This window comes from Methylocystis parvus OBBP, assembly GCF_027571405.1.
GTDB classification, from domain to species: domain Bacteria; phylum Pseudomonadota; class Alphaproteobacteria; order Rhizobiales; family Beijerinckiaceae; genus Methylocystis; species Methylocystis parva.
Genome location: NZ_CP092968.1, coordinates 2,440,001 through 2,466,410, shown reverse-complemented (window position 1 = coordinate 2,466,410; position 26,410 = coordinate 2,440,001). Strand labels below are relative to the sequence as shown.

Here is a 26,410-nt window from a genome sequence, read left to right as displayed (position 1 = left end):
CCCCTTCATCGATTGAAAGCTTAGCGGCGCCGGCTGAAATTTGGCTGAACGTCACCAGCCCGCGACGCGCTTGCAGGCGCTGGAGCCGCCGTCGAATTCGTAATGATCCCCGCAGGCGAAGGCGACGGGAGGCTGGCCCGTCTGCTCGAAGTGGTCGTAGCCTTCCTTGAGGTTTTTCCAGAAGCCGGCCCATTGCTGATTGCCGCCGCCGCCGACAAAAGCGAGCCAGCCGCCGCCCGTCTCGCGCGCAATGTTCGCTTCCGTCATGCGGAAGGGGAAGATGTGGACGGGAATGTCCTTCTGCCCCGCCTTCAGCGCCGCCTCGACGAATCCGTAGATCTCCTCGATGCCGCGATCGGTCATGGCGAAGCAGCCCACCGATTTGCAGGCGCCATGCACCATGACGAGACCGCCGGTGCGGCCGTTCTGTCGGTCGAAGGCGTTGGGATAGCCGACATTGAAGGCGCGATAATAATTGGAATGCGGGTTCAATTGCTTGGCGGAGACGCTGTAGAAGCCCTCGGGCGACTGGTAATCGGCTTCCTTGATCTTCGGGCCGAGACGGCCGGACCATTTGCAGATCGGGAAAGTCTTGTAGAGCGCGTAGCGGCCGTTCTTCCTGAGCCACAGCTCCAATTGTCCTTCCTGTTTGAAGATGCGCACGAAGACCGGATCGCCCATGCCGATTTTCGGCGGCGGCGCCTGAAAGGCGTCGTCGGGCGCCGGGCGCAGGGTCGGCTCCTCCAGCCGCGCGGTCTGCTGGCCGCCGCTCGGGGCGGCCGCCGGCGCCGCGGCGGGCGCGGGGGGCGTGGCGTCCGTCGCCGCCGCCTTGGCGGGGACGAGGGCGGCGAGCCTCTCGAGATCCGCCGGACGCGAGGGCGGCAGAGGCGCGTCGACGTAATTCGGCGAAGCTCCCGGCGCTTGCGGCGCGTCGCCCGGCGCCGTCGCCGCTGACGGCCATTGCGGGAACGACCAGGACGAACCGGAAGACGGCGCGGCTTGAGAGGGAGCGGCTTGAGACTGGGCGGCTTGAGGCGGCGCAGCGGGGGGCTGGGCCGGCGGCGGCGCGCCGGGCGCGGCCGGTTCGGGCGGGGTTTCGAGCGAGGCGAGGTCGCGCGGGCGAACCGGGGGCAGCGGCGCAACCGCTTGGGCCGGGCCGATGTCGGCGGGGCGCGGCGGCGGAACGGGCGCGACCGGCGGGAAGGAAATGAGGCCCTCGACGCCGGCGTCCGCCTCGGGCGTGGGCGGCGTTTCCGGGACGGGAGCCGGCTTGTCGGGCGCGGCGGGCGCCGCCGGCAGGGCGGCCGTCTCCGCCGGCTGCGGTTGCGCGGGGGGCGTCGGGGTCGGCGCGGCGGCGGGCGGCGCGACCGCAGCAGGCGCGGGCGCGGCCGGGGCGGTTGGAGGAGCCCCCATGGGCGCGGGCGCCTGTTGTTGGGCGGCGCGGCGCAGGCCGGGCAGGATCGAGCCGCCGGCCGGATGCTGCGCCGCCGCCATTTTGGCCGCGCCGCCGCCGGTCCGGCCGGGCGCGGGCAAATGACGCAAGGCCGCGACGCCCAGAGCGAGCGCGCCAATCGCGATGGCGGTCAGGAGAAGATAGGTGGAACGCGGCTTCATAAGCTTTGCAGTTCAATCCTATTGGCTCGCCCGCCCGCTGGCAATCGGTCCCGCGCGCCTAGTGCCCCTCGAAGGCGACAAGCGTGCGGACCGGCACGCCGAGCGCCTCGATCTTCTTCGCGCCGCCGAGATCGGGGAGGTCGATGACGAAACAGGCGGCGACGACGTTGGCCCCCATCTTCTGCAGCAGCCGGATCGCCCCCTCCGCCGTGCCGCCCGTCGCGATGAGATCGTCGACGAGGATCACCTTCTCGCCTTGCGCGACGGCGTCCACATGCATCTCCATCTCGTCCACGCCGTATTCGAGCGCGTAGGAAATGGAGACAGTCTGGTGCGGCAATTTGCCTTTTTTGCGGATCGGAACGAAGCCGGCCGAAAGCTGATGGGCGACCGCGCCGCCAAGGATGAAGCCGCGCGCCTCCATGCCGGCGACCTTCTCGATCTTCGCGCCGGCCCAGGGCTGCACCAGCTCGTCCACCGCCTTGCGGAACGCCTTGGCGTCGCCAAGCAGCGTGGTGATGTCGCGGAAAAGAATGCCCTTTTTGGGATAGTCCGGAATGGTGCGAATGGCGGCGCGAAGCGGCATCATGAACCTCTGGGTCGCAACTTGCTTAATACTCAACTATAAGTTGAGTTCGCGCTGGCGCGCGCAGCGAAGCTGCATACACTCAAGCAGGCTTCGCTCCAAGGATTTCAAACGATGCGCGTTCTCGCCGCTCTTCTGATTCGCCTTGTTTCTCCCGCTCTTGCGCAGGATTTCGGCTGACCGCCGCAGCCCCGCGCCGCCCTTGCGGCTGCAGGGCCGGCGGCGCAATGGCTGGCGGCGCAATGGCTGGCGGCGCAATGGCTGGCGGTATGACTGGCGGCGATCGAGAGCCGAACGCCCCCGGGTCGTTCGCAACGGTTTTTTAAGACAGCCCGCGGTTTAATTTTCCGTAACCGACTTCCGTAAGCTTTTCGAAATTACGCGGCGCGGGAATGGTCGTCATGAAAACGCTGCTTCTCCTCCCGCTCCTGCGCCTGTTCGCCTTTACGGCGATCCTCTCTTCCGTGCTGGCGGTCGAGGAGGCCGCGCCCTCCGCGGCGGCGGCGCGCCCAGCCCGTTTCATCGCAGCGAGCGCGGACTTACGCTGACGGCGCGTTCAACCGCGACATCACCGCGTCGAGCTTTTTCAACAACTCCGGATCGCGCGCCTCCGGCGCTGTCAGAATGGCGTTGTCCAGCGCGCGGTCGGAGCCGACGGGGCAGGGCTCGCGCTCCTGCGGGAAATCCTTCAGCACGCGCCCCACGAGACGCGCCGCCTTGGCGGAATTCTCGCGCACGATCTGGATCACCGACGCCACGTCCACATGGTCGTGTTCGGGATGCCAGCAGTCGAAATCCGTCACCATGGCGATGGTCGCGTAGGAAATCTCGGCCTCGCGCGCGAGCTTCGCTTCGGGCATCGCCGTCATGCCGATGAGGTCGAAGCCGCAGGCCTTGTAGTGCAGCGATTCGGCGTAGGTCGAGAATTGCGGGCCTTCCATGCAGACATAGGTTCCGCCGACGGCGATCTCTATTCCCTCGTCGCGCGCCGCCCTGGCGATGCGCGCGGAGAGTTTCGGCGCGATCGGATGCGCCATGGAGACATGCGCGACGCAGCCATCGCCGAAGAAGGACGATTGGCGGGCGAAGGTGCGGTCGACGAATTGGTCGACGAGCACGAAGAGCCCGGGAAAAAATTGCGACTTGAAGGAGCCGCAGGCGGAGACCGAGATGAGGTCGGTGACGCCGGCGCGCTTCATCGCGTCGATATTGGCGCGATAGTTGATCGATGACGGCGACAGACGATGGCCGCGTCCGTGGCGAGGAAGAAAGACGGCTTTCGTGCCGCCGATCTCGCCGAAGACGAGTTCGTCGGAAGGCTCGCCCCAGGGCGTCGAGACGCGTTCGCGCCGCACATTCTCGGCCCCTGGCAGATCGTAAACGCCCGATCCGCCGATAATGCCGACGACCGCCCGCGTCATCGCGACCTCCTGATTGCAGGTGGAAAGGGTGGCAACTTATCCGTATTGCGACACGGAGGCAAAACGGACGCCGCGCATTTTTGTCAAAATGCCGCAGGCGCGCAGGCCGCGCGCCCGAGGCTTCGCTTGACTAGTTTCGCGGCGCCGCCCGGCGCTGCCCAGAAAACAAGCGACTCGCGGCGGCGAAACGCGAATGGCGCGCCGGGCGGTCTTTTTCAGAACCTCGTTGCGCTGCAAAATCACGCCGGCCCGCAGGCTTTAGCGCGCGAATTCTGGGCGCCTGACAGGGTTGCGCCGCAAAATTCGCTGTGTTAGGGACCCATCGCCTTGGGACTGGGGCGTTGCCGCTCTCAGTTCCTTGCCCCTGCAGCATCCGTCGCTTCGAAGCCGGCCGCACAACCGCGAACGCGTCAACGCGTCTCGGCGCCGCTTTGAACGATGCGAATTTGACGAGCGATCCAAGTGGCTCAAGACGGAGTTTCGCTTTCCGGCGTCGCAGGCCGTTACGCCTTCGCCCTCTACGAACTGGCGTCGGAAAAGAACGCCACAGACGAGGTCGCCGCGGCGCTGGCCGCGTTTCAGAGCCTCATCAATGAAAGCGCCGACCTCAAGCGCCTCGTGAAGAGCCCGGTCTTCACCGCGCAGGAGCAGGTCAAGGCGCTCGACGCCATTCTCGCCAAGGCCGGGATTGCCGGCGTCGCCGCGAATTTCATCCGCCTCGTCGCCTCCAAGCGCCGTCTCTTCGTTCTTCCCGACATGATCGCCGCCTATCAGGCGCTGCACGACAAGGCCAAGGGCCTCGTTCGCGCCGACGTCACCGTCGCGGCTCCCATGAAGCCGGATCATGAAGCGGCCTTGCGCCAGGCGCTCTCGGCCGTCACCGGCGGCAAGTCGGTGAGCCTCAACGTTCGCACCGATCCGTCGATCGTCGGCGGCATCGTCGTCAAACTCGGTTCGCGCATGGTCGACGCTTCCGTTCGCACCAAGCTCAACTCAATCCGCACACGCATGAAAGAGGTCGGCTGATGGATATCCGCGCCGCAGAAATTTCCGCGATCCTCAAGAACGAGATCGCCAACTTCGGCAATGAGGCCGAGGTCACCGAGGTCGGCCAGGTCCTGTCCGTCGGCGACGGCATCGCCCGCGTCTACGGCCTCGACAACGTCCAGGCCGGCGAGACGGTCGAGTTCGAGAACGGCGTGCGCGGCATGGCGCTGAACCTCGAAAGCGACAATGTCGGCATCGTCATTTTCGGCTCCGACCGCGACATCAAGGAAGGCCAGACGGTCAAGCGCACCGGCGCCATCGTCGACGTGCCGGTCGGCAAGGAGCTTCTCGGCCGCGTCGTCGACGCGCTCGGCAATCCGATCGACGGCAAGGGTCCGATCAAGGCGACCCAGCGCGCCCGCGTCGACGTGAAGGCTCCCGGCATCATTCCGCGCAAGTCGGTGCACGAGCCGATGGCGACCGGCCTCAAGGCCGTCGACGCGCTCATCCCGATCGGCCGCGGCCAGCGCGAGCTGATCATCGGCGACCGCCAGACCGGCAAGACCGCCATCGCGCTCGACACGATCCTGAACCAGAAGCCGCTGAACGTCGAAGGCGCGCCCGAGAGCCAGAAGCTCTATTGCGTCTACGTCGCCGTCGGCCAGAAGCGCTCCACCGTCGCGCAGTTCGTGAAGGTGCTCGAAGAGCGCGGCGCGCTCGAATATTCGATCATCGTCGCGGCCACCGCCTCGGACCCGGCCCCGATGCAGTTCCTGGCGCCTTTCGCCGGCTGCGCCATGGGCGAATATTTCCGCGACAACGGCATGCACGCCGTCATCATCTATGACGACCTTTCGAAGCAGGCCGTCGCTTACCGCCAGATGTCGCTGCTGCTGCGCCGTCCGCCGGGCCGCGAAGCCTATCCGGGCGACGTCTTCTATCTGCATTCGCGCCTTCTCGAGCGCGCCGCCAAGCTCAACGACGATCGCGGCGCCGGTTCGCTGACCGCCCTGCCGGTCATCGAGACGCAGGCCAACGACGTGTCGGCCTACATCCCGACCAACGTGATTTCGATCACCGACGGCCAGATCTTCCTCGAGACGGACCTCTTCTATCAGGGCATTCGTCCGGCCGTGAATGTCGGCCTCTCCGTGTCGCGCGTCGGTTCGTCCGCGCAGACCAAGGCGACGAAGAAGGTCGCGGGCAAGATCAAGGGCGAGCTCGCCCAGTATCGCGAAATGGCCGCCTTCGCCCAGTTCGGCTCCGACCTCGACGCGGTGACGCAGCGGCTTCTGAACCGCGGCGCGCGCCTCACCGAACTCCTGAAGCAGCCGCAATTCTCGCCGCTGAAGATGGAAGAGCAGACCTGCGTGATCTATGCCGGCGTCAACGGCTATCTCGATCCGCTGCCGGTCAATCGCGTCCGCGCCTTCGAGGACGGCCTGCTGGCCCTGCTGCGCTCGCAGCACGGCGACATTCTCGAGAGCATCCGCACGTCGAAGGACCTTTCCGACGACGCGGCGGCGAAGCTCAAGAGCGTCGTCGAGACCTTCGCGAAGTCCTTCGCGTAAATCCTTCTCCCTCTCCCCATGCAATGGGGAGAGGGTTGGGGTGAGGGGCAAAGCCACAAGCGCGCTGCTGCGGCCCGCCCCTCACCCTAGCCCTCTCCCCGCGAGCGGGGAGAGGGGATAGAAACCGAGAAGAAGCACGCTCATGCCCTCGTTGAAGGATCTTCGAAACCGGATTTCTTCCGTCAAGGCGACGCAGAAGATCACCAAGGCCATGCAGATGGTCGCGGCGGCCAAGCTGCGCCGCGCGCAGACGGCGGCCGAGGCCGCGCGTCCCTATGCGGAGCGCATGGAATCCGTGCTCGCCAATCTCGCGGCGGGCGTCTCCACCGGCGGTCCGCAACTGCTTTCCGGCAACGGCAGGGACGAGGTGCATCTCCTCGTCGTCGCCACGGCCGAGCGCGGCCTGTGCGGCGCGTTCAATTCCTCCATCGTCCGCCTTGCCCGCGACCACGTCCACCGTCTTCAGGGCCAGGGCAAGACGGTGAAGATTCTCTGCGTCGGCAAGAAGGGCTATGACCAGCTTCGCCGTCAGTTCGAGAAGGAAATCATCGAGCTGATCGAGCTGCGCGGCCTCAAGAGCATCGGCTTCGACAACGCCGACGAGATCGGCAAGAAAGTCATCGCGCTTTTCGAGGCGGGCGAATTCGACGTCGCGACGCTGTTCTTCTCGAAGTTCAAGTCGGTGATCTCGCAAATCCCCACGGCGCAGCAGCTCATTCCGGCGCAGATCGCCGCGAACGAGAACGCCCCCGCGCAGGAAGGCCCGCAGCCGTCCTACGAATATGAGCCCGGCCAGGACGAGATTCTCTCCGACCTTCTGCCGCGCAACATTTCGGTGCAGGTGTTCCGCGCGCTGCTCGAAAACGCCGCCTCCGAACAGGGCGCGCGCATGAGCGCGATGGACAACGCCACGCGCAACGCCGGCGACATGATCAAAAGGCAGACGACCCTCTACAACCGGTCGCGCCAGGCGATGATCACCAAGGAACTCATCGAAATCATCTCGGGCGCCGAAGCGCTCTGATCGTTAAAATAGACGAGGACGTAAAATGGCCGCCAACAAGCCCACGGGCCGCATCACCCAAGTCATCGGCGCCGTCGTCGACGTGAAGTTCGACGGCCATCTGCCGGAGATTCTCAACGCGCTCGAGACGACGAACCAGGGCTCGCGCCTCGTTCTCGAAGTCGCGCAGCATCTCGGCGAGAATTCCGTGCGCACCATCGCCATGGACACGTCCGAGGGCCTGACCCGCGGCCAGGAAGTCACCGACACCGGCGCGCCGATCTCGGTTCCGGTCGGCGACGAATGCCTCGGCCGCATCATGAACGTCATCGGCGAGCCGGTCGACGAAGTCGGCCCGATCGTGACCGCCGCCAAGCGCGCCATCCACCAGCCGGCCCCGTCCTATTCGGAGCAGGCGACCGAGGCGCAGATTCTCGAGACGGGCATCAAGGTCGTCGATCTGCTGGCGCCTTACGCCAAGGGCGGCAAGATCGGCCTGTTCGGCGGCGCGGGCGTCGGCAAGACCGTGCTCATCATGGAGCTCATCAACAACGTCGCCAAGGCCCATGGCGGCTACTCCGTCTTCGCCGGCGTCGGCGAGCGCACCCGCGAGGGCAACGACCTCTATCACGAGATGATCGAGGGCAACGTCAACAAGAAGCCCGAGAACGGCTCGACCGCCGGCTCCAAGGCCGCGCTGGTTTACGGCCAGATGAACGAGCCGCCGGGCGCCCGCGCCCGCGTCGCCCTCACGGGTCTGACGGTCGCCGAGCATTTCCGCGACCAGGGCCAGGACGTGCTGTTCTTCGTCGACAACATCTTCCGCTTCACCCAGGCGGGCTCGGAAGTGTCGGCGCTTCTCGGCCGCATTCCCTCGGCGGTGGGTTATCAGCCGACGCTCGCGACCGACATGGGCGCGCTGCAGGAGCGCATCACCACCACCACCAAGGGCTCGATCACCTCGGTGCAGGCCATTTACGTGCCGGCCGATGATCTGACCGACCCGGCGCCGGCGACCTCCTTCGCCCATCTCGACGCCACGACCGTTCTGTCGCGCTCCATCGCGGAAAAGGGCATCTATCCGGCCGTCGACCCGCTCGACTCGACCTCGCGCATGCTCTCCCCGGCCATTGTCGGCGAGGAGCATTACGACGTCGCCCGCAAGGTGCAGTCGACGCTTCAGCGCTACAAATCGCTGCAGGACATCATCGCGATCCTGGGCATGGACGAGCTTTCCGAAGAGGATAAGCTCGTCGTCGCCCGCGCCCGCAAGATCGAGCGCTTCCTGTCGCAGCCCTTCCACGTCGCCGAAGTCTTCACCGGCTCGCCCGGCAAGCTCGTCGCGCTGGCGGATACGATCAAGGGCTTCAAGGGCCTCGTGAACGGCGATTATGATCACCTCCCCGAGGCCGCCTTCTACATGGTCGGCTCCATCGAAGAGGCGATCGAGAAGGCCGCCAAGCTCGCGAAGGAAGCGGCGTAATTGGTTCCCTTCGAGCCGGGCGAGAAATTGATTCTCGTCCGCCTCGAGGATTGGTTCGTCGAAAATCTCGAAAGCGTCGCCGTCAAGCGTTTGCAGCGGCGCGTCGGGAAGCAGGTTAGATACGTCGCCGACGCCGATCACGGACTCGTCGAAGTCGAGTTCACCGCGGTCGAAAAAGGCGAGAAAATCGACGTTTCCATCTTGGTGGAACCATCGAGCCTCGAACGGATGAAGAAATGACCGCATTCCATTTCGAACTCGTTTCTCCCGAAAAGCTTCTGTTTTCGGGCGATGTCGAAAGCGTGGTCGCGCCGGGCGCGGAGGGCCAGTTCACGGTCCTCAAGGATCACGCGCCGGTGATGACGACGCTGAAATCCGGCGTGGTCACGGTTGCGGGCGACGACGGCAAAGTCGAGAAGCTCTTCGTGCGCGGCGGCTTCGCCGACGTCAACGCCGCCGGCTTCACCATTCTCGCCGAACTCGCGGTGCCGCTTGCGGACATCGACGTCGCCAAGCTCGACGCCGACATCAAGAACGCCAGGGAAGATCTCGCCGACGCCAAGTCCGACGAGGCGCGCGCGACCGCCGGCGTGAAGCTCGCGCAGCTTGAAGAGATGCGCGCCTCGGTCGCCTGACGGGGGCCGTGGCTTCCGCAAATTTTGAAGCGCCGCGTCGTCGATACGCGGCGCTTTTTTTTATGGACCGATGGACAGCGCATTGTGGCGCGCCAGCGCTTTCGCGCCCGCCGTCAGCCTTCGGGACCGATAGGCGCCGCCTGGGTCTCCAGCTCGGCCTCGATCATGTCGCCATGCCGTTCTTCGGGCGCGAGCTCGGAGCGCCCGGCCGCGACCTCGCGTATCGCGTCGCCGATCGCAGGGTTGCGCGAGACGAGCGTTTGCAGATCATAGGCGTCGAGAATGAGGAGCTTGGTCGGCTCGACGGCGCGAACGTTGGCGGTGCGCAACGTCTGGTGCAGCACCGCGATCTCGCCGAAAAACTGGCCGACGCCGAGGCGCACGGATTCGCTGGGCAGCTCGACTTCGACCTCGCCTTCCGCGATGAAATACATGCTCTGCGCCATGTCGCCCCGCCGCACGATCAGCGTTCCCGCGGGGATCGACTGCGCGTTGAGATAACGCATGATTTCCGCAATCGCCGTCGCGTCGAGCGAGCGGAAGAGCGGCACGCTCGCCACCATGCTCCATGTGACGACGAATTCGCGGCGGTGAATCTCCTCGGCGAAAGCGGTCGCGACGATGCCGACGGGCAGGCCCAGCATCACATAGCCGATAACCATCGTCGCCGACGCGATCATGCGGCCGGCGAGAGTCAGCGGCGTCACGTCGCCATAGCCGACCGTCGTGATGGTGACGATCGCCCACCACATCGCGGCCGGGATGGAGCCGAAATTCTCCGGCTGCGCGTCATGTTCGGCGATATGGATGGCGCTTGCGGAAAACAGCACGGCGCCGAAGAGAAGGATGCCCGTCGCGACCAGCGCCTTGCGTTCGGCTTCCATCACCGCGACCAGCGTGCGGATGCCGGCGGAATAGCGCGCCAGTTTGAAGAAGCGCAGCAGGCGCAGAATGATGAAGACTCTCAGATCGGCGGCGAAAAAGAAGGACAGATAGACCGGCAGGATCGTCAGGAGATCGACGATTGCGGAGCCGGAGGCGATGAAGGCGAGGCGCGCGCCGGTCGCGCTCCGGTCGGAATAGGGCGTGTGATCGGGCGCGCACCACAGGCGCAGCAAATATTCGATTGAAAAGATCGTGACCGCGAAATATTCGACGAAATGAAAAAGCGCGTGGAACTTGCGGTCATATTCCGGCACGGATTCGAGAATGACGGAAAGGACCGAAAGGGCGACCAGCGCGATCAGCGCCCGGTGAACGAAGCGCGTCACGCGGTCATGCGCGCCGCCGTCCAATATGACGTGGACGCGACGGCGCAGCCGGAAATACCAGTGGCGCCGGTCGCCTCGAATCATTGGGCGGCCTTGCCGCGCAGCGCATCCTCGACGGAGGCGAGCGCCTGTTCGATCGCCGCCGCATTGGGCCCGCCGGCCTGTGCGAGATCGGGCCGTCCGCCGCCGCCTTTGCCGCCAAGCGCGGCGCTCGCGACCCGGACGAATTCCACGGCGCTGTATTTGCCGGTGAGATCGTCGGTGACGCCGACCACAATGCCGGCCTTTCCGTCGGAGGAGGCGCTGGCGATGGCGACAATGCCCGAGCCGATGCTCTTCTTGGCGTCGTCGACCAGCGATTTGAGGTCCTTGGCGTCGATGCCCTCGACCGCGCGGGTCAGAAGCTTCACGCCGCCGACATCGCGGGCTTCGGGGCCGGCGCCATCGCCCGCGCCGCCGCCCATGGCGAGTTTGCGCTTGGCGTCGGCGAGTTCGCGCTCGAGTTTCTTGCGCTCCTCCATGAGCTGGGCGAGCCGGTTCGGCGCTTCCTCGACGGGGGCGCGCATCAGCGACGCGATGTCCTGCAGCGCGCGAGCCTGCGCGGACAGATAGGTGCGCGCGCCTTCGGCGGTGCGCGCCTCGATGCGCCGCACGCCGGACGCCACCGCGCCTTCCGAAACGATGGCGATCAGGCCGATATCGCCGGTGCGCGACACATGGGTGCCGCCGCAAAGCTCGACCGAGAAGGCGTGATGGACGCCGGGGTCGGGGCGGCCCATGGAGACGACGCGCACTTCGTCGCCATATTTCTCTCCGAACAGCGCCCGGGCGCCGGACTCGATCGCTTCGTCCTGCGCCATGACGCGCGTGTCGACCGCGGCGTTGTCCTGCACGATTTCGTTGGCGAGCGTCTCGACGCGCGACAACTCGTCTTCGGTGAGAGGCTTGGGATGCGTGAAATCGAAACGCAGCCGCTCCGGCGCGACCAGCGAGCCCTTCTGCGCGACATGGTCTCCAAGCACCTGGCGGAGCGCCTCGTGAAGAATATGGGTCGCCGAATGGTTGGCGCGCGTCGCTTTGCGGCGGCTATGGTCGACGTCGAGCTCCAGCGCGAGGCCGGGGACGATCTCGCCTTCCTCGACGACGCCCTCGTGCACAATGAGGTCGCCGAGTTTCTTTGCGGCGTTCTCGACGCGAAAGCGCACGCCCTTCGCTCTTATGACGCCGACGTCGCCGACCTGACCGCCCGACTCGCCGTAGAAAGGCGTCTGGTTGAGGATGACCGCGCCGCGCTGGCCCTGTTTCAGGACGAAGGCTTCGGCGCCGTCATGGACGAGCGCGGTGACGACGCCTTCGCTCTTTTCCGAATCATAGCCAAGGAATTCCGTCGCGCCGACGCGCTCCTTCAAGGCGAACCACAGCGTTTCGGTCGCTGTCTCGCCCGAGCCCGCCCAGGCCTTGCGGGCCTCGGCGCGCTGGCGCGCCATGGCGGCGTTGAAGGCGTCCTTGTCGACGACGACGCCGCGCGGGCGCAGCGCGTCTTCCGTGAGATCGAGCGGAAAGCCGTAAGTGTCGTAAAGCTTGAAAGCCGTCTCGCCGGAGAATTTGGCGCCTTCGCCGAGGCCGACAGTCTCTTCGTCGAGAATGGCCAGACCGCGGGCGAGCGTCGCGCGGAAGCGCGTCTCCTCGGTTTTCAGCGTATCGACGATGAGGGCCTGAGCGCGGACGAGCTCCGGATAGGCCTGACCCATTTCGGCGACGAGCGTCGGGACCAGCCTCCACATCAGCGGGTCCTGCGCGCCAAGGATCTGCGCATGGCGCATGGCGCGGCGCATGATTCGGCGCAGCACATAGCCGCGGCCCTCATTGGACGGCGTGACGCCGTCCGCGACGAGGAAGGAGGAGGCGCGCAAATGGTCGGCGATGACGCGATGACTCGCCGCCTGCGCGCCGGAATAGGCCGCGCCGGTGAGATCGGCGACCGCGGATGTGAGCGCGCGGAAGAGATCGATGTCGTAATTCGAGGTCACGCCCTGCATCAGCGCGGCGATGCGCTCGAGGCCCATGCCGGTGTCGATCGAGGGCCGCGGCAGGGGCGCCCGCTGACCGGGCGCGACCTGCTCATATTGCATGAAGACGAGGTTCCAGAACTCGAGGAAACGGTCGCCATCTTCGTCGGGGCCGCCGGGCGGGCCGCCGGCGAGCGCCTCGCCCTGGTCGTAGAAGATTTCGGAACAGGGCCCGCAGGGGCCGGTGTCGCCCATGCTCCAGAAATTATCGGAGCTCGCGATGCGGATGATGCGGCTGTCGTGGAAGCCGGCGATCTTCTTCCAAAAATCGAAGGCTTCGTCGTCGTCGTGATAGACGGTGACGAGGAGCTTATCGACGGGAAGCTGGAATTCCTTGGCGATCAGGCTCCAGGCGAGTTCGATCGCGCCTTCCTTGAAATAGTCGCCGAAGGAGAAGTTCCCCAGCATTTCGAAGAAGGTGTGATGGCGCGCCGTATAGCCGACATTGTCGAGATCGTTGTGCTTGCCGCCGGCGCGCACGCATTTCTGGGAGGAGGCGGCGCGTGCCTGATGACGCTTCTCGACGCCGGTGAAGACGTTTTTGAATTGGACCATGCCCGCATTGGTGAACATGAGGGTGGGGTCGTTATGCGGGACCAGCGGAGAGGACGCGACCTTCTCGTGCCCGTTGCGGACGAAATAGTCGAGGAAGGCGGAGCGTATCTGGTTGACGCTGCTCATTATGCGTCTCTCTGGGGCGTGACCGGATTCTTGTCCCGATCATATGGTGAAAAAGGACGCCGGGCGGAAGCGGCCCGGAGGCGTCTGCGGGGGCCGGAAGCCGCCAGCGTCGCCGGTTTCCGGCGATATGCCAGTCCATAACCGTTTGGGCAATGAAAAAGGCCCGACGCGCGGGCCCTCCATTCAATCTTTCTCGCGATCTTTCCTCAAGGCGGCCTTATTCGTCGCCGTCGCCCGCGTCGGGTCCGGCGTCGAGAATCTTTTCGGCGATGAGGCCGGCGTTTTCACGGATCGCCTGCTCGATTCGGGCGGCCGCCTGCGGATTCTGGCGCAGAAACGACTTGGCGTTTTCGCGGCCCTGGCCAAGGCGCTGGCTGTCATAGGAGAACCAGGCGCCGGATTTCTCGACGACGCCGGCCTTGACGCCGAGATCGATGAGTTCGCCGAGCTTGGAGACGCCCTCGCCATACATGATGTCGAACTCGACCTGCTTGAAAGGCGGGGCGACCTTGTTCTTGACCACTTTGACGCGCGTCTGGTTGCCGATCGTCTCGTCGCGCTCCTTGATCGCGCCGACGCGGCGAATGTCGAGGCGCACGGAGGCGTAGAATTTCAGCGCATTGCCGCCTGTCGTCGTCTCCGGCGAGCCATACATGACGCCGATCTTCATGCGGATCTGGTTGATGAAGATGACGAGCGTATTGGAGCGGGAGATGGAGCCGGTGAGCTTGCGCAGCGCCTGGCTCATCAGGCGCGCCTGCAGGCCCGGCTGGACCTCGCCCATCTCGCCCTCGATCTCCGCGCGGGGCGTGAGCGCCGCGACCGAATCGACCACCAACACGTCGACCGCGCCGGAGCGCACCAGCGTATCGGTGATTTCGAGCGCCTGTTCGCCCGTATCGGGCTGGGAAATCAGAAGTTCGTCCAGATTGACGCCGAGCTTGCGAGCGTAGACCGGATCGAGCGCATGTTCAGCGTCGACGAAGGCGCAGACGCCGCCCATCTTCTGGGCCTCGGCGATGACATGCAGCGTGAGGGTCGTCTTGCCGGAGGATTCCGGCCCGTAAATCTCGACGACGCGGCCGCGCGGCAGGCCGCCGACGCCGAGCGCGATGTCGAGCCCGAGCGAGCCGGTCGAGATCGTCTCGATCTCGACGGCTTTCTGATTCTTGCCGAGCCGCATGATCGAGCCCTTGCCGAAGGCGCGTTCGATCTGCGACAGGGCGGCGTCGAGCGCCTTGGTCTTGTCCACGGACGATCCTTCCACGAGGCGGAGATTGGCTTGGCTCACGGCTGAGAATCCCTTCTGGCATGATTTCAAGGGCGGGGGCAATGTCTGACAGGCATTGTGCATGATTTGTTCTCAATGCCAAGTTCTTTTTTTGTTCAGGCTCAGGCTGGCGCAGGGATCTATCGTCCTTCGACTTTAGACGCAGCGAAAGTCGCGCGGAGCTTTTCCGCACCGCATATGCAGCGGGACGACGACCGGCCTTTCGGGCTCGGTCTTCGCCCATGCCATGGCCAAATCCTCGGCGATAATCTCCAGCGGATCGCGCCCATGCCGCTCGCGATATTTCGTCACCGCGGACCATGTGCTCAGGAACCGCAGCAGCTCCTCGCGCGACTCCGCAATCCGCGAGCGGAAGACCGGGGCGTTTTGCTCCTCGAAAGGGAAGGGCAGCTCCCTATAGCCGCTGAAATAATAGCGGGCGTTCTCGCCCCAGAAGGGGCCGAGAATGTCGGTCTTCAGCCGCTCCAGGACGGCATCGACCGGGGCCGATCCGGTCCGGGGCCAGTCATAGGTCCAGACGGCGATGACGCCGCCGGGCTTCAGCGCCTCCCGGGCGCGGGCGTAGAAGCGCGGCAGATCGAACCAGTGGACCGAGCAGGCGCAGGCGACGAGATCGACCTCGCCCGAAAATCCGGGATCGGCTTCGGCGGCGGCGACGCGGTAGTCGATATTGGCGCGCTTCGGCGCGGCCGCGAGCTGGCGCGGGTCGGGATCGGTCGCGACGACGCGGTCGAAATGGGCGGCGAGGCCGAGCGCCGCCTGGCCGCTGCCGGTTCCGCAATCCCAAGCGAGGGCGGGGGCCGGCGCGGCGGCGGCGAGCCATTCGAAAAGCGCCTGCGGATATTGCGGGCGGAAGGCGCGGTAGCCCGCCGCGTCTTCCCCGAAAACGAGCGTCTGGCCGCCTTGATCCGTTTTGCGCGACATGCCGCGTCATGGCATGGCGCGCGTGGATCGGACAAGCCGGCGACGCTTCACATCGCCATATCGAAAACCAGCGCTTCGGCTTCGATCAGCCCCTCGAGGCGCAACTCGTCCGGGTCGCTCACCGCGACGCCGTCGCCCGGCTCCAGCGCTTCGCCATTGACGACGATTTCCCCGCGCATGAGCTGAACCCATGCGGCGCGGCCGGGCGCGAGCTCGTGCGTCAGGCTTTCGCCGCGCGACAGCAGGGTGGCGTAGAGATCGACGTCGCGATGGATTTTCACGGAGCCGTCGCGACCGTCGCGCGAGGCGACGAGGCGCAGGCGGCCGCGCTTTTCCTGCGGCTCGAAGCGCTTCTGCTCATAGCCGGGGGCGAGGCCCTCCTGCTCCGGCAGAATCCATATTTGCAGGAAATGCACCGGTTCGGTTCTGGAGGCGTTGTATTCGCTATGCGTCACGCCGGTCCCAGCGGTCATGCGCTGCACGTCGCCGGGCCGGATCACCGAGCCGGTTCCCAGGCTGTCCTTGTGCTCCAGAGCGCCCTCGAGCACATAGGAGACGATCTCCATGTCGCGATGCGGATGGGTGGGGAAGCCCCCGCCCGGCGCGACGCGATCCTCGTTGATCACGCGGAGCGGCCCGAAGCCCATATGAGCCGGGTCGAAATATTGGCCGAAGGAGAAGCTGTGACGGCTGTCGAGCCATCCGAAATTGGCGGCGCCGCGCGCCTCCGCCCGTCTGATCGCCATCCGCATGTCCGGCCTCGCAGTTGGTTGAAATTGATTGCTTAGATGATGGCCGCCGGCGGGGCTTCAAGCCGCACGGCTCGTTTGCGAGCGAAAGCGCCGGGTCATGCGCGATCCATGAAACGGTTTGCGGGGCGACGCTTCGCTATCCGCCTCAATCGCCGACCCGACGCCGAGCTCGAGCTCGAGCTCGAGCGCGACCCGCCTCACGAAACCTCGAAAGCCGCGTCGATCGGGACGCCCAGCGCCGTCACCAGACGGTTTGTCTCCGACGCCATGCCGATGACGGCGACGAGCTCGGCATATTCCGCATCGGTCATGCCTTTGGCCCGCGCGCCGGCGGTGTGCGAATGGATGCAGTAGGGGCAGCCATGCGCGACCGAGACGGCGATATAGATCATCTCCTTGACCTTCGGGTCGAGCGCGCCGGGCCCCATCACCGCCTTCACGCTCTCCCATGTGCGTTTCAGCGTGACGGGATCATGCGCCAGCGCGCGCCAGAAATTATTCACGACGTCGCTTTGGCGCGTCGCGCGTATGTCGGCGAAGACTTCGCGCGCTTGCGGAGAAAGTTCGTCGTCGTTCAGGAGTCGGACGGTCGACATTGCCAGGATTCCCTCAAAGTCCGAGATCGGAGAGGCCGGGATGATCGGCCGGGCGAGGGCCGAGCGGCCAGCGATATTTGCGCGCGCTTTCTTCGATCGGCAGATCGTTGATGCTGGCGAAACGCAGGCGCATCAGCCCGTTCTCGTCGAACTCCCAATTCTCGTTGCCATAGGAGCGGAACCAGTTCCCCACGTCGTCGTGAAATTCATAGGCGAAGCGCACGGCGATGCGGTTGTCGGCGAAGGTCCACAGCTCCTTGATGAGCCGGTAGTCGAGCTCGCGCGCCCATTTGCGTTTCAGAAATTCGACGATCTGCGCGCGCCCGACGGGAAACTCCGCGCGGTTGCGCCAGCGCGAATCCGCCGTATAGGCGAGCGAGACGCGTTCCGGATCGCGCATGTTCCAGGCGTCTTCGGCCATGCGCACTTTCCGGATCGCGGTCTCGCGGGTGAAAGGCGGCAGAGGCGGGCGGGGCGCGTCGGTCATGTCGTCTCCTCTTTGTCCTTCTCGTCTTTCCTGAAGGGCAGGGCGGCTTCCTGCTCCGCCATCATCTCGTCGAGCGCCGCGCGCTCCCGGCGGCAATAATCCGCGATCGCCGCGTGAAAGCCCGCATCCGCGAAATCATGCGCCGACCATGTGACGACCGGGCGGTAGCCGCGCGCGAGCTTGTGCTCGCCCTGCGCGCCGGCCTCGACGCGCTTATAGCCGCGCTCGATCGCATAATCGATCGCCTGATAATAACAGACCTCGAAATGCAGGAACTGCCTTTCGATCAGCGCGCCCCAATTGCGGCCGTAAATGGCGTCGTCGCCGAGAAAGTTGATCGCGCCCGCGACATAGTCCCCGCCTTGCTTCGCCATGACGAGCAGAATGCGATCCGCCATCGCGGTGCCGATGAGATCGAAGAAAGCGCGCGTGAGATAAGGCCGCCCCCATTTTCGCGCGCCGGTGTCCATGTAGAAGGCGAAGAAGGCGTCCCAATGATGGGGCGCGATCTCGGCGCCTCTCAGGCGTTCGATCGAAAGATCGTCGCCCAAAGCCTCCCGCCTCTCGCGCTTCAGACCTTTGCGTTTGCGCGAGGAGAGGTCGCCGAGAAAATCCTCGAAACTCGAATAGCCCTCATTGACGAAGTGAAACTGCTCGCCCGCGCGCAGGATGAACCCGGCGTCGCGCAGCGCATTCGCTTCCGCGGGGGTCGGATAGGTCACATGGACGGAAGAAGCCTGCGTCGCCTTGCAAAGGCCGCGCAAGGCGGCGATGAGCGCCGCGCGCGCGGCTTCGGGCGCGCTGGGCGCGACGAGCAGGCGTCGTCCCGTCACCGGCGTGAAGGGCGCGGCCGCCTGCACCTTCGGATAGTAGCTGCCGCCGGCTCTTTCATAGGCCTGCGCCCAACTTTGATCGAAGACATATTCGCCGAGACTATGCGCCTTGAGATAAGCGGGCGCGCAGGCGACGAGGCGTTTGTCTTCGTCTTCGACGAGCACATGAACCGGCGACCAGCCCGTGCGCGCGCCGACGGAGCCGGAACGCTCCAGCGCGCTCAGAAATGCGTGGGCGATGAAAGGATTGAAACGCTCGCCGTCGCTCTCCGGAGGAGACGTCGGATTGGCGCAGGAGTCCCATGCCGCGGCATCGACCTTGTCGAGCGACTGAATGAAGCGCGCCGTGAATTTCTCAGCCATGACCGCCGCAGTTTCGTCTGGCCCCTAGTAAATAGGAAAAGCCCTGCAGAGCGCCAGCACTTCTTGGCGAGTCTCCGCGATCGCCCGCAGATCGGACGGGTCGCGCAGAATGCGGGCGATCCAGTCGCCGATTTTCTCGAATTCCGAAACGCCGAAGCCGCGCGTCGTTCCGGCGTTGCTCGACAGCCGCAGGCCCGAGGGCGCTTCCGGCGGGCGCGGATCGAAGGGGATCATGTTCTTGTTCACGGCGAGGCCCGCTTTCTCCAGCGCCCCGGCCGCGACGTCGCCCGTGACGCCGGTCGATGCGAGATCGACGAGCATCAATCCCATATCCGTGCCGCCCGTCACGATGCGCAGGCCTTTATCGGCGAGCGTCGCGGCGAGGGCGCGCGCATTGTCGAGCACGGCCTCGTTATAGGCGTGAAAATCAGGTTTCAACGCTTCCCCGAGACACGCCGCCTTCCCCGCGACGGCGTGCAGCATCACCGAGCCCTGCACGCCGGGAAACACGCCGGCGTCAATGCGTTTCGAGAGCCGTTCGTCGTTCCACAGGACCATGCCGCCGCGCGCGCCGCGCAGGGATTTATACGTCGTCGTCGTCACGACATGGGCGTGCGGAAAGGGGTTCGGATAAAGCCCCGTCGCGACGAGGCCGGCGAAATGGGCCATATCGACGAGAAGAAAGGCGTCCATTTCGTCCGCGATGGCGCGCAGCCCCGCAAAATCGATCGCGCGCGGATAGGCCGAGCCGCCCGCGACGATCATTTTCGGCCGCGCCGCGCGCGCAAGATCGCGCAGTTCATCGAGATCGATCCGCTCGCTGACGCGATTCACGCCATAATGCGTGATCTTGTAATCGCGCCCGGTGAGCGTCGCGGGATGGCCATGGCTGATATGCCCGCCCGCCGCGACATTCATGGAGAGAATCGCGTCGCCGAGGTTGAGAAGGCCGAGAAACGCGCCGGCGTTCGCGTTGGAGCCCGAATGCGGCTGCACATTGGCGAAGCGGCAACCGAACAGCTTTGTCGCGCGCGCGATCGCCAGCGCCTCGATCGCGTCGGCATATTCCGCGCCGCCATAATAGCGGGCGTATGCCGCGCCCTCGACGGTCTTGTTGGTGAGCACGGAGCCCTGCGCTGCGAGCACCAGCGCCGAGACGATGTTTTCGGAAGCGATCAGCTCGATCCCGTCGCGCTGGCGCGCAAGTTCGCCATTGATGGCGGCGGCGAGTTCGGGATCGGCGTCGAGGCCGGGGGTGAAGTAAGCGGGCGAGGGGAGGGGCATTGGACAATCCGTTCTTACGGTCGACTCCCTTCTATCAAAAACCGGTCCTCATGGCCGGACTCGTCCCCGGCCATCCACGCACTCAACGCAAAATCCGCGAGGCCGACGCCAGCGACAGGCGCGGGCATGACGAGCGCATGCGCCCCCGCACATTCCCCATCGTCCACCCCCGCTAACCTTCCATCAACCAAATGAGGGAGGCGGAGATGTCCCGCGATTTCGATCTGGAAGGCGCCGTTGTGAACGTCCTCGCGACGGCCATGGCGACGGGCTTTTACGGCGCGATGATGTTCGTGCTTTCTTCCGAGAGATTTCTTTAGCGCCGCCGCCCCACCCCTGCCCCTCCCCGCGAGGGGGAGGGATGGCGCCGTTCGGGATCATGGTCGAGGCGATCCGGGCTCAGCATCGGCCTGCAACATCTGGCATCTCGATCGCGAGCGGCTTCCCTCCCCCTCGCGGGGAGGGATTGAGCGTGGGGCGCCGCCGCCGCTACCGCGCTCTCGACCATGAACGCCTGAACCAGCGGCCATTGCTCGTCCCCCGGTCCTCCGGTTAAGACTTGCGTCGCATGCGACGCATTGGAGATTTGGAGAATGCGCCTTTCCGGCATTATCGCCCTGGCCGCCGCAACGGCCCTCACCGCCTGCAACGCCAACCGGCAGCCGCAGCCGGTCGTCGATCCCGTCGGGCCGCCGCGTCCCGCGCCGTCGAGCCTGCAGCTTCCCGAAGGCGCGGGCTGCTCGGGCGCGGTCAATCGTTATAAGGCGGTGATCGAAAACGATCTCGCCATGGGGCATGTCAATCAGGGCGTCTACGGCCAGATCCAGGGCGAAATCTCCGAGGCGGCGTCGGCTTGCGCCGCGGGGCAGGACGCCAAGGCGATTTCGCTCGTGCGCGCCTCCAAGGCCCGTCACGGCTATCCGGGCGGGTGACGCGCGGCCCGACGCAGCGTAAGAATTCCGACAAGGTCACGTAAGAAAAACGCCATCGCATCACTCTGGAAATAATCCAGATTATGCCCTTTGACGGCTGCGCTGCTGGTCCCTACGTTGCTTGCAGGAAGTATTCGGCCAGAATGGGACCAGCAATGAACAAATACGCGGCGGCGATTTTGATTTTCGTCACGGGTTTCGCGGGCGCAGCCGCCGCCGAAACCTATACGCTGACGATCAAGGACCATAAGTTCGAGCCTGTCGAGCTCAAAATTCCCGCCGACAAGGCGGCGACGCTCGTCGTGAAAAATCTCGACGCCACGCCCGAGGAATTCGAGTCGAAGCCTTTCCGCATCGAGAAGGTGGTTCCGGCGAATAGCGAGGCGAGCTTCCAGTTGCGCGCGATGAAGCCCGGCCGCTACAAATTCTTCGGCGAATTCCACGAGGACAGCGCCAAGGGCGAAGTGGTCGTCGAATAATGCTGGGCGCGCTGATCATCGTCTTTCGAGAGGCCATAGAGGCGGGCCTCATCGTCGGCATCGTCGCCGCGGTGACGCGCGGCGTCGCGGGGTCGCGCCTCTATATTACGGGCGGCGTGGCGGCGGGCGCGCTCGGCGCGACGGTCGTCGCGGCTTTCGCCGAGCAACTCTCCAAAGCCTTCGAAGGCAGCGGGCAGGAATATTTCAACGCCGGCGTGCTGGCGCTCGCCGTCGCCATGCTCGCCTGGCACAACATCTGGATGGCGAAGCACGGGCGCGAACTCGCGCAGGAGCTTTCCGCCGTCGGCAAGGCGGTGGCGAGCGGCGACCGCACCCTCTTTGCGCTCGCGGCCGTCGTCGGCCTCGCCGTGCTGCGGGAAGGCGCCGAAGTCGCGCTGTTTCTCTATGGCGTGCTGGCCTCGGGCGAATCCGGCGCGAGCGTGCTGATCGGCGGCGCGGGCGGCCTCGCGCTCGGCGCGCTGACCAGCGTCGCGACCTTCTACGGCCTCGTCTCGATTCCGCCGAAGAAACTCTTCGCCGTGACGACAGGGCTCATTACGCTGCTCGCGGCGGGTCTCGCGGCGCAGGCCGTCGCTTTCCTGCAGCAGGCGGGCGCGATCACGTCGCTCACCGATACGCTGTGGGACACGTCCTGGATTCTCTCGGATAAAAGCATCCCCGGCCGCGTGCTGCATACGCTGATCGGCTATGCCGACCAGCCCTCGCAAATGCAGGTCGTGGTTTATGCGGTGACGATCGCCGCGATCATGGCGACGACGAAGCTCGCGACGATGGGCGGGAGGCCGCAGGTAAGGGCGCCGGCGGAGTAGCGGCGCGCGCAATCAATCCCGCGCGGTGATGTCGATCTTCTTGATCACCCGCGCGGGCTCCGGCCGCACCAGATCCACCGACAGGAGCCCGTTCACGAGATCGGCGCCCAGCACCTGCATCCCTTCGGCCAGCAAAAACGCGCGCTGAAACTGGCGCGCGGCGATGCCGCGATGCAGGAAATGGCGCTCGCGGTCGTCGACCTGACGCCCCCGAATGACGAGCTGGTTTTCCTCCAGCGAGACGTCGAGCTGCTCGCGCGTGAAGCCGGCGACGGCGAGCGTGATGCGCAGCCGTTCGGGCTCCGTCTCGCTGCGCGGAATGCGCTCGATGTTATAAGGAGGATAGCCGTCCGTGCCGCTGCGCGCGACCCGGTCGAGCGCCCGTTCGATTTCGTCGAAACCCAGGAGAAACGGCGAATTGAGCGGCGGACGCGACATGATGAAGCCCTTCTGGCGCCTCGAACGCTGCGGGACCCGCGAACGGCGTCCGGCGCTCGATTTATGGCCGAGCGCGGCCCGGCAATCAAGCGGGGAGCGAGGTCCCGGACGCCATTGACGCAAGCCGCGCCGGCGCCCATCTGCGGGAAATCCTTCCTCGCGCGGGGGCTCGCGTCATGTTTCCTCACACGGTCCGGCTCGCGCTTCTGGCGCTGTCGCTTGCGCCGAGCTGGGCTCTTGCGGAGGAGACGCCGTCGATCGTCGCGCCCGAGGGCGATCGTTTCGCCTTGCAGCCAGCCGAAGGCGGTTTCCTGCGCATGAACAAGGACACGGGCGCCGTCTCCTTCTGTTCGGCGAAAGACGGCGTCGCGACATGCCGCCTCGGCGCCGAAGAGCGCGTCGCGCTGGAAGCGGAGATCGAGCGGCTGCGCGCCGAAAACGCCAGGCTGAAAGCCGCCGCCGCGCCGCCGCGTCCGTCGACGCTGCCGAGCGAGCAGGAGTTCGAGAAGGCGCTGTCCTTTACCGAGAGATTCCTGCGGCGCATAATGCGGCTCTTCAAGGAAGAAGCGCCTTCCGGCGGCAGCCTCTGAACCATTGGCGACGCGCGCATGACCGATCGGGGACCCTTCGCCAACTGGCCGCATCTCGACAAAAAGCCGCCGCGCGCCGAGCGCGAATTATTGCTGCTTCCTTCTGAAACGGAATCGAACAGGGACCATTTCTCCATGGCGTCAAAGAACGCGCTCGAAGATTTTCTCGGCGGCTCGCCGCTCAGCGTCGCGATCAGGCTTCTCTTCATCTCGCTCGTCGTCGGCGCGCTGCTGATGTGGCTCGACATCAAGCCGATGGACATCATCCATGGCGTGCAGGCTTTTATCGACCGTATCTACAGGCTTGGCTTCGACGCCGTCCGAGAGCTCGCAAGCTATGTCGTCGCCGGCGCGGCGATCGTCATTCCGGCGTGGTTCGTGTTGAGGCTGTTGAATATGGGCGGGCGCAAGTGAGGCGCGCGCTCATCCTTGCCGCGCCGCCGGCCTCGGGGGATTTCAAGTAGCGCCGTCATTGCGAACGAAGCGACGCAATTCTAAGGGTCGCGGCCGATTGCTATCGATCGCCCTTGCTCACCTTCGCCGGATCGACGAGGTCAGATCCGCCTCTCCCGCCGTCGGATCGTCGCGGCGCGGCGGCAGCGGCGCATCGGGCGCGTTGATCGGCCCGAGCGAATCCCCGCCCTCATAGGCTGCGGCTGGCGGCTTGCCCGTCGTGTCGTTGTCCGTTTCCTCGCCCATCATCGGCTTGGCGTTCTGCATCGCGACGAGGGGCGATTGATCGGGCGGCGGCGACGTTTCCTGCGGCGCGGGCTTGCAGATGGAGCGGCCCGCGCGCCCATGCTGCGCCAGATCGACGTGAATGTGGTTGTAGTGGAAGGCGTTGGAGCCCGGCGAGAGCACGGTTGAAAAATGCCCGCAGGAGCCGCGATGCACGTCCATCAGAAAGGCCCGCGCCTGTTCGTCGCCGCGCCACCAGTCGCGCACCAGCGTGATCTGGCGGCCGTCCTCCAGCACGAAGCCGCCAATATCGAGGGCGTTGCCGAAGGAGTGTTCGGAGAGCTGGGCCCCGCGCTGATTGTTCATGCCGCGGCAGGCGTAGGAGCCCATCGAGTCGATGCGCATGACGCGTTGGCCGAAGCGCGCCTGCGCGGCCGGCTGCACCGTATCGGCGACCCAGGCGTCGAGCTCCGCGACCATGGAGCAATCAAGCGTCGCCGTCGAATTGAACGAGACGCTTCCACTTTGCAGCGCCGTCACCTTGAACGGCTTGGTGAGACCGCAAATGCCGGGCCCGTCGACTTCATTCGCGAGCGCGATCCATTCGGAAGCTTGCACGCGCCTTTGCGCGACGCAGGCGTTCTCGGCCTGGGTGCGCCATGCGGGCCGCTGTGGCTTGAGCGGCCCGGAACAACCGGCAAGCGTCGCTGCCAGGAAGAGCAGAAAGAGGGACAGGCGGCCGAACATGCCGCCAAGAATTACGAACGGCCCGTTAACGGGGCGTCGAAAAACTTAGTTAATTTGCAAATTCTTCAGGCGTGTGGCGCAGCGAGCCCAAAAGAAAGGGGCCGGCTTTTCGCCGGCCCTCAATGAAAGGTTTTGCGCGCATTGTCGGGCTCGGCTTACTGCGCGTTCCCCTTACGGGCGCGCATGAAGCTTTCGAACTCGTCCTTGTCCTTGGCGCGGCGCAGCTCGGCGATGTGCTCGGCGAATTCGCGCTCGGCCTCGGCGAGTTTGCGGCGCTCTTCCTCGAGCCGGGCGAGTTCGCCCTCGCGCCATTCGTCGAAGGCGACATTGCCGGTCGAGCGCATGAAGGACGGTCCCGCCCAGCCGCGCCCGCCATCGCGCGAAACGTCGCCGAAGGCCGACCGCATTTTGGCTCCCTGCTCGGCGGCGAGGGAGAAGAGATCGCCCTCATAGCCGAAGCTCTTGCCCCACAGCTTGAAAAGCAGAAGCGCAAGGCCGATCGGCCAGAAGATGAAGAAGCCGATGACGACGGCCGCGACTTCGAACGGCCTCCAATGCGCGCATCCTCCGTGACGTCCGAAGGCGTCATGTCCCCAGGGGGAGGACGAGGACATTCGGGAATTACGGTCGCAGCTCATGTTGGGCTCCAGTTGATGGTCGGCCGGCCGTTGCGAGGGCTCCTCTCCACGGTCGCCGATGTTAATGTTATACACATTAACATCGAATTCCGCAAGGAGCAGGAGCGCGGCCCCGTCACATGACCGACCCGCCGCATATCGGGGGCGGGCGCCGGCGTTTCAAGCGGGATCGGACTCGCAGCTTAAAATCCACGTTCGATCGCAAAAGGCGACATAGATGCGCTCCTGGCCCAGCGCCTCGCCCAGCTCGACGGCGAGTTCGTTGAGCAGGGATTCGATTTCGGCGTCGGGGAGATGGCCGAGATAGGCGTGGACGGCTTCGCCCGTGAAAATCGCGACAGGTTCGCGGTCCGAGGCGATGGAGCCGTCCTCTCTGCGCCAGGCGTAGGTGACTTCGGCGCGCGCCGCCATGCCGGAAAGAGCGGGCTTGCCGTCCTCGAGCCGCCGCCGCATCCAGCGGCGCGCCGTGCGCACCGCCTCCGAGACGTCGTAGACGCGGCCTTCCGGATCCCAACCCTCGCGAAGGCCCACGGTGATGCGGAAATCACGGCGCGGGCCCAGCGAATCCGGCACGATGCGGTAGGATTTGCTCTCGCTCATAGCGCGCAACTTAAGGCGGGACGCTGCTTTAGGAAACGCGGCCCGCCAAAAATGCGGTCAGGCCCCGAGGCGCTGCGCCTGATACTGGCCGGTCTTGCGGTAGCGATAGAGATAAGTGGGCGCGACGGCTTCGATCGACTGCGGCTGAACGCCCAGCCCCTGCAGCGTGCGGCCTTCCTTGATCGCCGCCTCGCTCACGACATTGTCGTGCTTGAGCAGCTCGACCTGATCGCCGGTCATGCGCAGCAGAGTCGGGAAGAGGCCGAGAGACAGCTTGGTGAAGAGCTCGGTCACCGAGGCGACGAGCTTGCCGGTCGCGAAAGAGAGCTTGGCGACGCGGCGGTCGCGCTCGGTCACCTTCAGCACATAGTCGATCAGCGATGCGAAGCTCTTCGCCTCCGGGCCGCCGAGCTCATAGGTCGCGCCGGCCTTGGCCTCGCCCGCGACCGCCTTGGCGACCGCTTCCGCGACGTCGCCGACATAAACCGGCTGGAACCTGGCGTCCGCGCCGACGACCGGCACGATCGGGAAGTAGCGCGCCATCGTGGCGAAGCGGTTGAAGAAGTGGTCCTCGATGCCGAAGATCACCGACGGACGCAGGATGACCGCCGAGGGGATGGCGGCGAG

Annotated in this window: 29 protein-coding genes (1 of these 29 only partly in view); 12 read left to right on the top strand and 17 right to left on the bottom strand. The window is 65.5% G+C overall.

Annotated elements, in window-relative coordinates:
- Window positions 1–51 precede the first annotated feature (51 nt).
- Entirely contained in the window at window positions 52–1,614 is a 1,563-nt protein-coding gene (locus MMG94_RS11970; RefSeq protein WP_016921692.1) for a L,D-transpeptidase family protein, read from the bottom strand.
- A gap of 58 nt (window positions 1,615–1,672) precedes the next feature.
- Window positions 1,673–2,200 (bottom strand): adenine phosphoribosyltransferase, encoded by a 528-nt coding sequence (locus MMG94_RS11965; protein WP_026016508.1) that lies wholly within the window; start codon window positions 2,198–2,200, stop codon window positions 1,673–1,675.
- 401 nt (window positions 2,201–2,601) lie between these two features.
- Here MMG94_RS11965 and MMG94_RS11960 point away from each other — a divergent pair, with 401 nt between their 5' ends.
- Window positions 2,602–2,748, top strand: coding sequence for a hypothetical protein (locus tag MMG94_RS11960; protein WP_154419767.1), 147 nt, complete (start codon window positions 2,602–2,604; stop codon window positions 2,746–2,748).
- Here MMG94_RS11960 and MMG94_RS11955 read toward each other — a convergent pair.
- Window positions 2,740–3,621 carry an S-methyl-5'-thioadenosine phosphorylase gene (locus tag MMG94_RS11955; protein ID WP_016921696.1) on the bottom strand — a complete coding sequence of 294 codons (882 nt, stop codon included), beginning with the start codon at window positions 3,619–3,621 and terminating at the stop codon, window positions 2,740–2,742. The genes MMG94_RS11960 and MMG94_RS11955 overlap by 9 nt on opposite strands.
- A gap of 462 nt (window positions 3,622–4,083) precedes the next feature.
- On the opposite strand from MMG94_RS11955, the gene MMG94_RS11950 reads away from it, so the two are divergent.
- From MMG94_RS11950 to MMG94_RS11925, 6 genes are all read left to right on the top strand, one after another.
- Window positions 4,084–4,647 carry a F0F1 ATP synthase subunit delta gene (locus MMG94_RS11950; RefSeq protein ID WP_016921698.1) on the top strand — a complete coding sequence of 188 codons (564 nt, stop codon included), beginning with the start codon at window positions 4,084–4,086 and terminating at the stop codon, window positions 4,645–4,647.
- Window positions 4,647–6,179 carry a F0F1 ATP synthase subunit alpha gene (gene atpA, locus MMG94_RS11945; protein WP_016921699.1) on the top strand — a complete coding sequence of 511 codons (1,533 nt, stop codon included), beginning with the start codon at window positions 4,647–4,649 and terminating at the stop codon, window positions 6,177–6,179. The genes MMG94_RS11950 and atpA overlap by 1 nt, the downstream gene beginning before the upstream one ends.
- A 142-nt stretch (window positions 6,180–6,321) precedes the next feature.
- Window positions 6,322–7,203 (top strand): F0F1 ATP synthase subunit gamma, encoded by an 882-nt coding sequence (locus tag MMG94_RS11940; protein ID WP_016921970.1) that lies wholly within the window; start codon window positions 6,322–6,324, stop codon window positions 7,201–7,203.
- A gap of 25 nt (window positions 7,204–7,228) precedes the next feature.
- Window positions 7,229–8,665 (top strand): F0F1 ATP synthase subunit beta, encoded by a 1,437-nt coding sequence (atpD, locus tag MMG94_RS11935; protein WP_016921969.1) that lies wholly within the window; start codon window positions 7,229–7,231, stop codon window positions 8,663–8,665.
- Window positions 8,666–8,905 (top strand): hypothetical protein, encoded by a 240-nt coding sequence (locus MMG94_RS11930; RefSeq protein ID WP_016921968.1) that lies wholly within the window; start codon window positions 8,666–8,668, stop codon window positions 8,903–8,905.
- On the top strand, window positions 8,902–9,300 hold the full coding sequence (locus MMG94_RS11925; RefSeq protein ID WP_016921967.1) for a F0F1 ATP synthase subunit epsilon: 399 nt from the start codon (window positions 8,902–8,904) through the stop codon (window positions 9,298–9,300). The genes MMG94_RS11930 and MMG94_RS11925 overlap by 4 nt, the downstream gene beginning before the upstream one ends.
- A gap of 113 nt (window positions 9,301–9,413) precedes the next feature.
- Here the strand turns inward: MMG94_RS11925 and MMG94_RS11920 are convergent, their stop codons facing one another.
- The 9 genes from MMG94_RS11920 to MMG94_RS11880 all read right to left on the bottom strand — a co-directional run bounded on the left by MMG94_RS11920 (window position 9,414) and on the right by MMG94_RS11880 (window position 19,851).
- Window positions 9,414–10,655: a cyclic nucleotide-gated ion channel gene (locus MMG94_RS11920; RefSeq protein ID WP_016921966.1), complete on the bottom strand. Its 1,242-nt coding sequence runs from the start codon at window positions 10,653–10,655 to the stop codon at window positions 9,414–9,416.
- The gene (alaS, locus tag MMG94_RS11915) at window positions 10,652–13,321 is read right to left on the bottom strand and encodes an alanine--tRNA ligase (protein WP_016921965.1); all 2,670 of its coding nucleotides are present in this window, start codon (window positions 13,319–13,321) and stop codon (window positions 10,652–10,654) included. Before alaS ends, MMG94_RS11920 begins: the two co-directional genes overlap by 4 nt.
- Window positions 13,322–13,538: 217 nt before the next feature.
- Window positions 13,539–14,612, bottom strand: coding sequence for a recombinase RecA (recA, locus tag MMG94_RS11910; protein WP_016921964.1), 1,074 nt, complete (start codon window positions 14,610–14,612; stop codon window positions 13,539–13,541).
- Window positions 14,613–14,747: 135 nt separating this feature from the next.
- Window positions 14,748–15,536: a class I SAM-dependent methyltransferase gene (locus MMG94_RS11905; protein WP_016921963.1), complete on the bottom strand. Its 789-nt coding sequence runs from the start codon at window positions 15,534–15,536 to the stop codon at window positions 14,748–14,750.
- Between the two features lie 47 nt (window positions 15,537–15,583).
- A complete protein-coding gene (locus MMG94_RS11900; RefSeq protein ID WP_016921962.1) occupies window positions 15,584–16,282 on the bottom strand; it encodes a pirin family protein in 699 nt (232 codons plus the stop codon).
- A gap of 203 nt (window positions 16,283–16,485) precedes the next feature.
- Entirely contained in the window at window positions 16,486–16,884 is a 399-nt protein-coding gene (locus MMG94_RS11895) for a carboxymuconolactone decarboxylase family protein (RefSeq protein WP_016921960.1), read from the bottom strand.
- Window positions 16,885–16,897: 13 nt separating this feature from the next.
- Window positions 16,898–17,371, bottom strand: coding sequence for a nuclear transport factor 2 family protein (locus MMG94_RS11890; RefSeq protein ID WP_016921959.1), 474 nt, complete (start codon window positions 17,369–17,371; stop codon window positions 16,898–16,900).
- Window positions 17,368–18,567, bottom strand: coding sequence for a GNAT family N-acetyltransferase (locus MMG94_RS11885; protein WP_016921958.1), 1,200 nt, complete (start codon window positions 18,565–18,567; stop codon window positions 17,368–17,370). Before MMG94_RS11885 ends, MMG94_RS11890 begins: the two co-directional genes overlap by 4 nt.
- Before the next feature lie 24 nt (window positions 18,568–18,591).
- Window positions 18,592–19,851 (bottom strand): serine hydroxymethyltransferase, encoded by a 1,260-nt coding sequence (locus tag MMG94_RS11880; RefSeq protein ID WP_016921957.1) that lies wholly within the window; start codon window positions 19,849–19,851, stop codon window positions 18,592–18,594.
- A gap of 593 nt (window positions 19,852–20,444) precedes the next feature.
- Between MMG94_RS11880 and MMG94_RS11875 the strand changes: the two genes are divergently transcribed.
- The 3 genes from MMG94_RS11875 (at window position 20,445) to MMG94_RS11865 (ending at window position 22,092) form a co-directional block, all read left to right on the top strand.
- Window positions 20,445–20,783, top strand: a complete 339-nt coding sequence (locus MMG94_RS11875) for a hypothetical protein (RefSeq protein ID WP_016921954.1) — start codon at window positions 20,445–20,447, stop codon at window positions 20,781–20,783.
- 155 nt (window positions 20,784–20,938) lie between these two features.
- Window positions 20,939–21,262: a cupredoxin domain-containing protein gene (locus tag MMG94_RS11870; protein ID WP_016921953.1), complete on the top strand. Its 324-nt coding sequence runs from the start codon at window positions 20,939–20,941 to the stop codon at window positions 21,260–21,262.
- Window positions 21,262–22,092 (top strand): FTR1 family iron permease, encoded by an 831-nt coding sequence (locus MMG94_RS11865; protein WP_016921952.1) that lies wholly within the window; start codon window positions 21,262–21,264, stop codon window positions 22,090–22,092. Before MMG94_RS11870 ends, MMG94_RS11865 begins: the two co-directional genes overlap by 1 nt.
- Before the next feature lie 12 nt (window positions 22,093–22,104).
- On the opposite strand, the gene MMG94_RS11860 is transcribed toward MMG94_RS11865, so the two are convergent.
- Window positions 22,105–22,530 carry an Hsp20 family protein gene (locus tag MMG94_RS11860; RefSeq protein WP_026016538.1) on the bottom strand — a complete coding sequence of 142 codons (426 nt, stop codon included), beginning with the start codon at window positions 22,528–22,530 and terminating at the stop codon, window positions 22,105–22,107.
- Between the two features lie 176 nt (window positions 22,531–22,706).
- Between MMG94_RS11860 and MMG94_RS11855 the strand changes: the two genes are divergently transcribed.
- Both MMG94_RS11855 and MMG94_RS11850 read left to right on the top strand, forming a co-directional pair.
- On the top strand, window positions 22,707–23,120 hold the full coding sequence (locus tag MMG94_RS11855; protein ID WP_016921950.1) for a hypothetical protein: 414 nt from the start codon (window positions 22,707–22,709) through the stop codon (window positions 23,118–23,120).
- A gap of 18 nt (window positions 23,121–23,138) precedes the next feature.
- The gene (locus MMG94_RS11850; RefSeq protein ID WP_016921949.1) at window positions 23,139–23,534 is read left to right on the top strand and encodes a DUF6460 domain-containing protein; all 396 of its coding nucleotides are present in this window, start codon (window positions 23,139–23,141) and stop codon (window positions 23,532–23,534) included.
- Window positions 23,535–23,651: 117 nt separating this feature from the next.
- Here MMG94_RS11850 and MMG94_RS11845 read toward each other — a convergent pair whose 3' ends face one another.
- The 4 genes from MMG94_RS11845 to MMG94_RS11830 all read right to left on the bottom strand — a co-directional run.
- On the bottom strand, window positions 23,652–24,545 hold the full coding sequence (locus tag MMG94_RS11845) for an extensin-like domain-containing protein (RefSeq protein ID WP_016921948.1): 894 nt from the start codon (window positions 24,543–24,545) through the stop codon (window positions 23,652–23,654).
- Window positions 24,546–24,700: 155 nt separating this feature from the next.
- Window positions 24,701–25,183, bottom strand: a complete 483-nt coding sequence (locus MMG94_RS11840; RefSeq protein ID WP_026016537.1) for a DUF2852 domain-containing protein — start codon at window positions 25,181–25,183, stop codon at window positions 24,701–24,703.
- 159 nt (window positions 25,184–25,342) lie between these two features.
- Entirely contained in the window at window positions 25,343–25,783 is a 441-nt protein-coding gene (locus MMG94_RS11835) for a hypothetical protein (protein WP_016921945.1), read from the bottom strand.
- A gap of 57 nt (window positions 25,784–25,840) precedes the next feature.
- Window positions 25,841–26,410 carry the 3' portion of a complex I NDUFA9 subunit family protein gene (locus MMG94_RS11830; protein WP_026016536.1) on the bottom strand. Its footprint extends 438 nt past the window's final position, so only the last 570 of its 1,008 coding nucleotides appear in the window; its start codon lies off the right edge, out of view; its stop codon occupies window positions 25,841–25,843.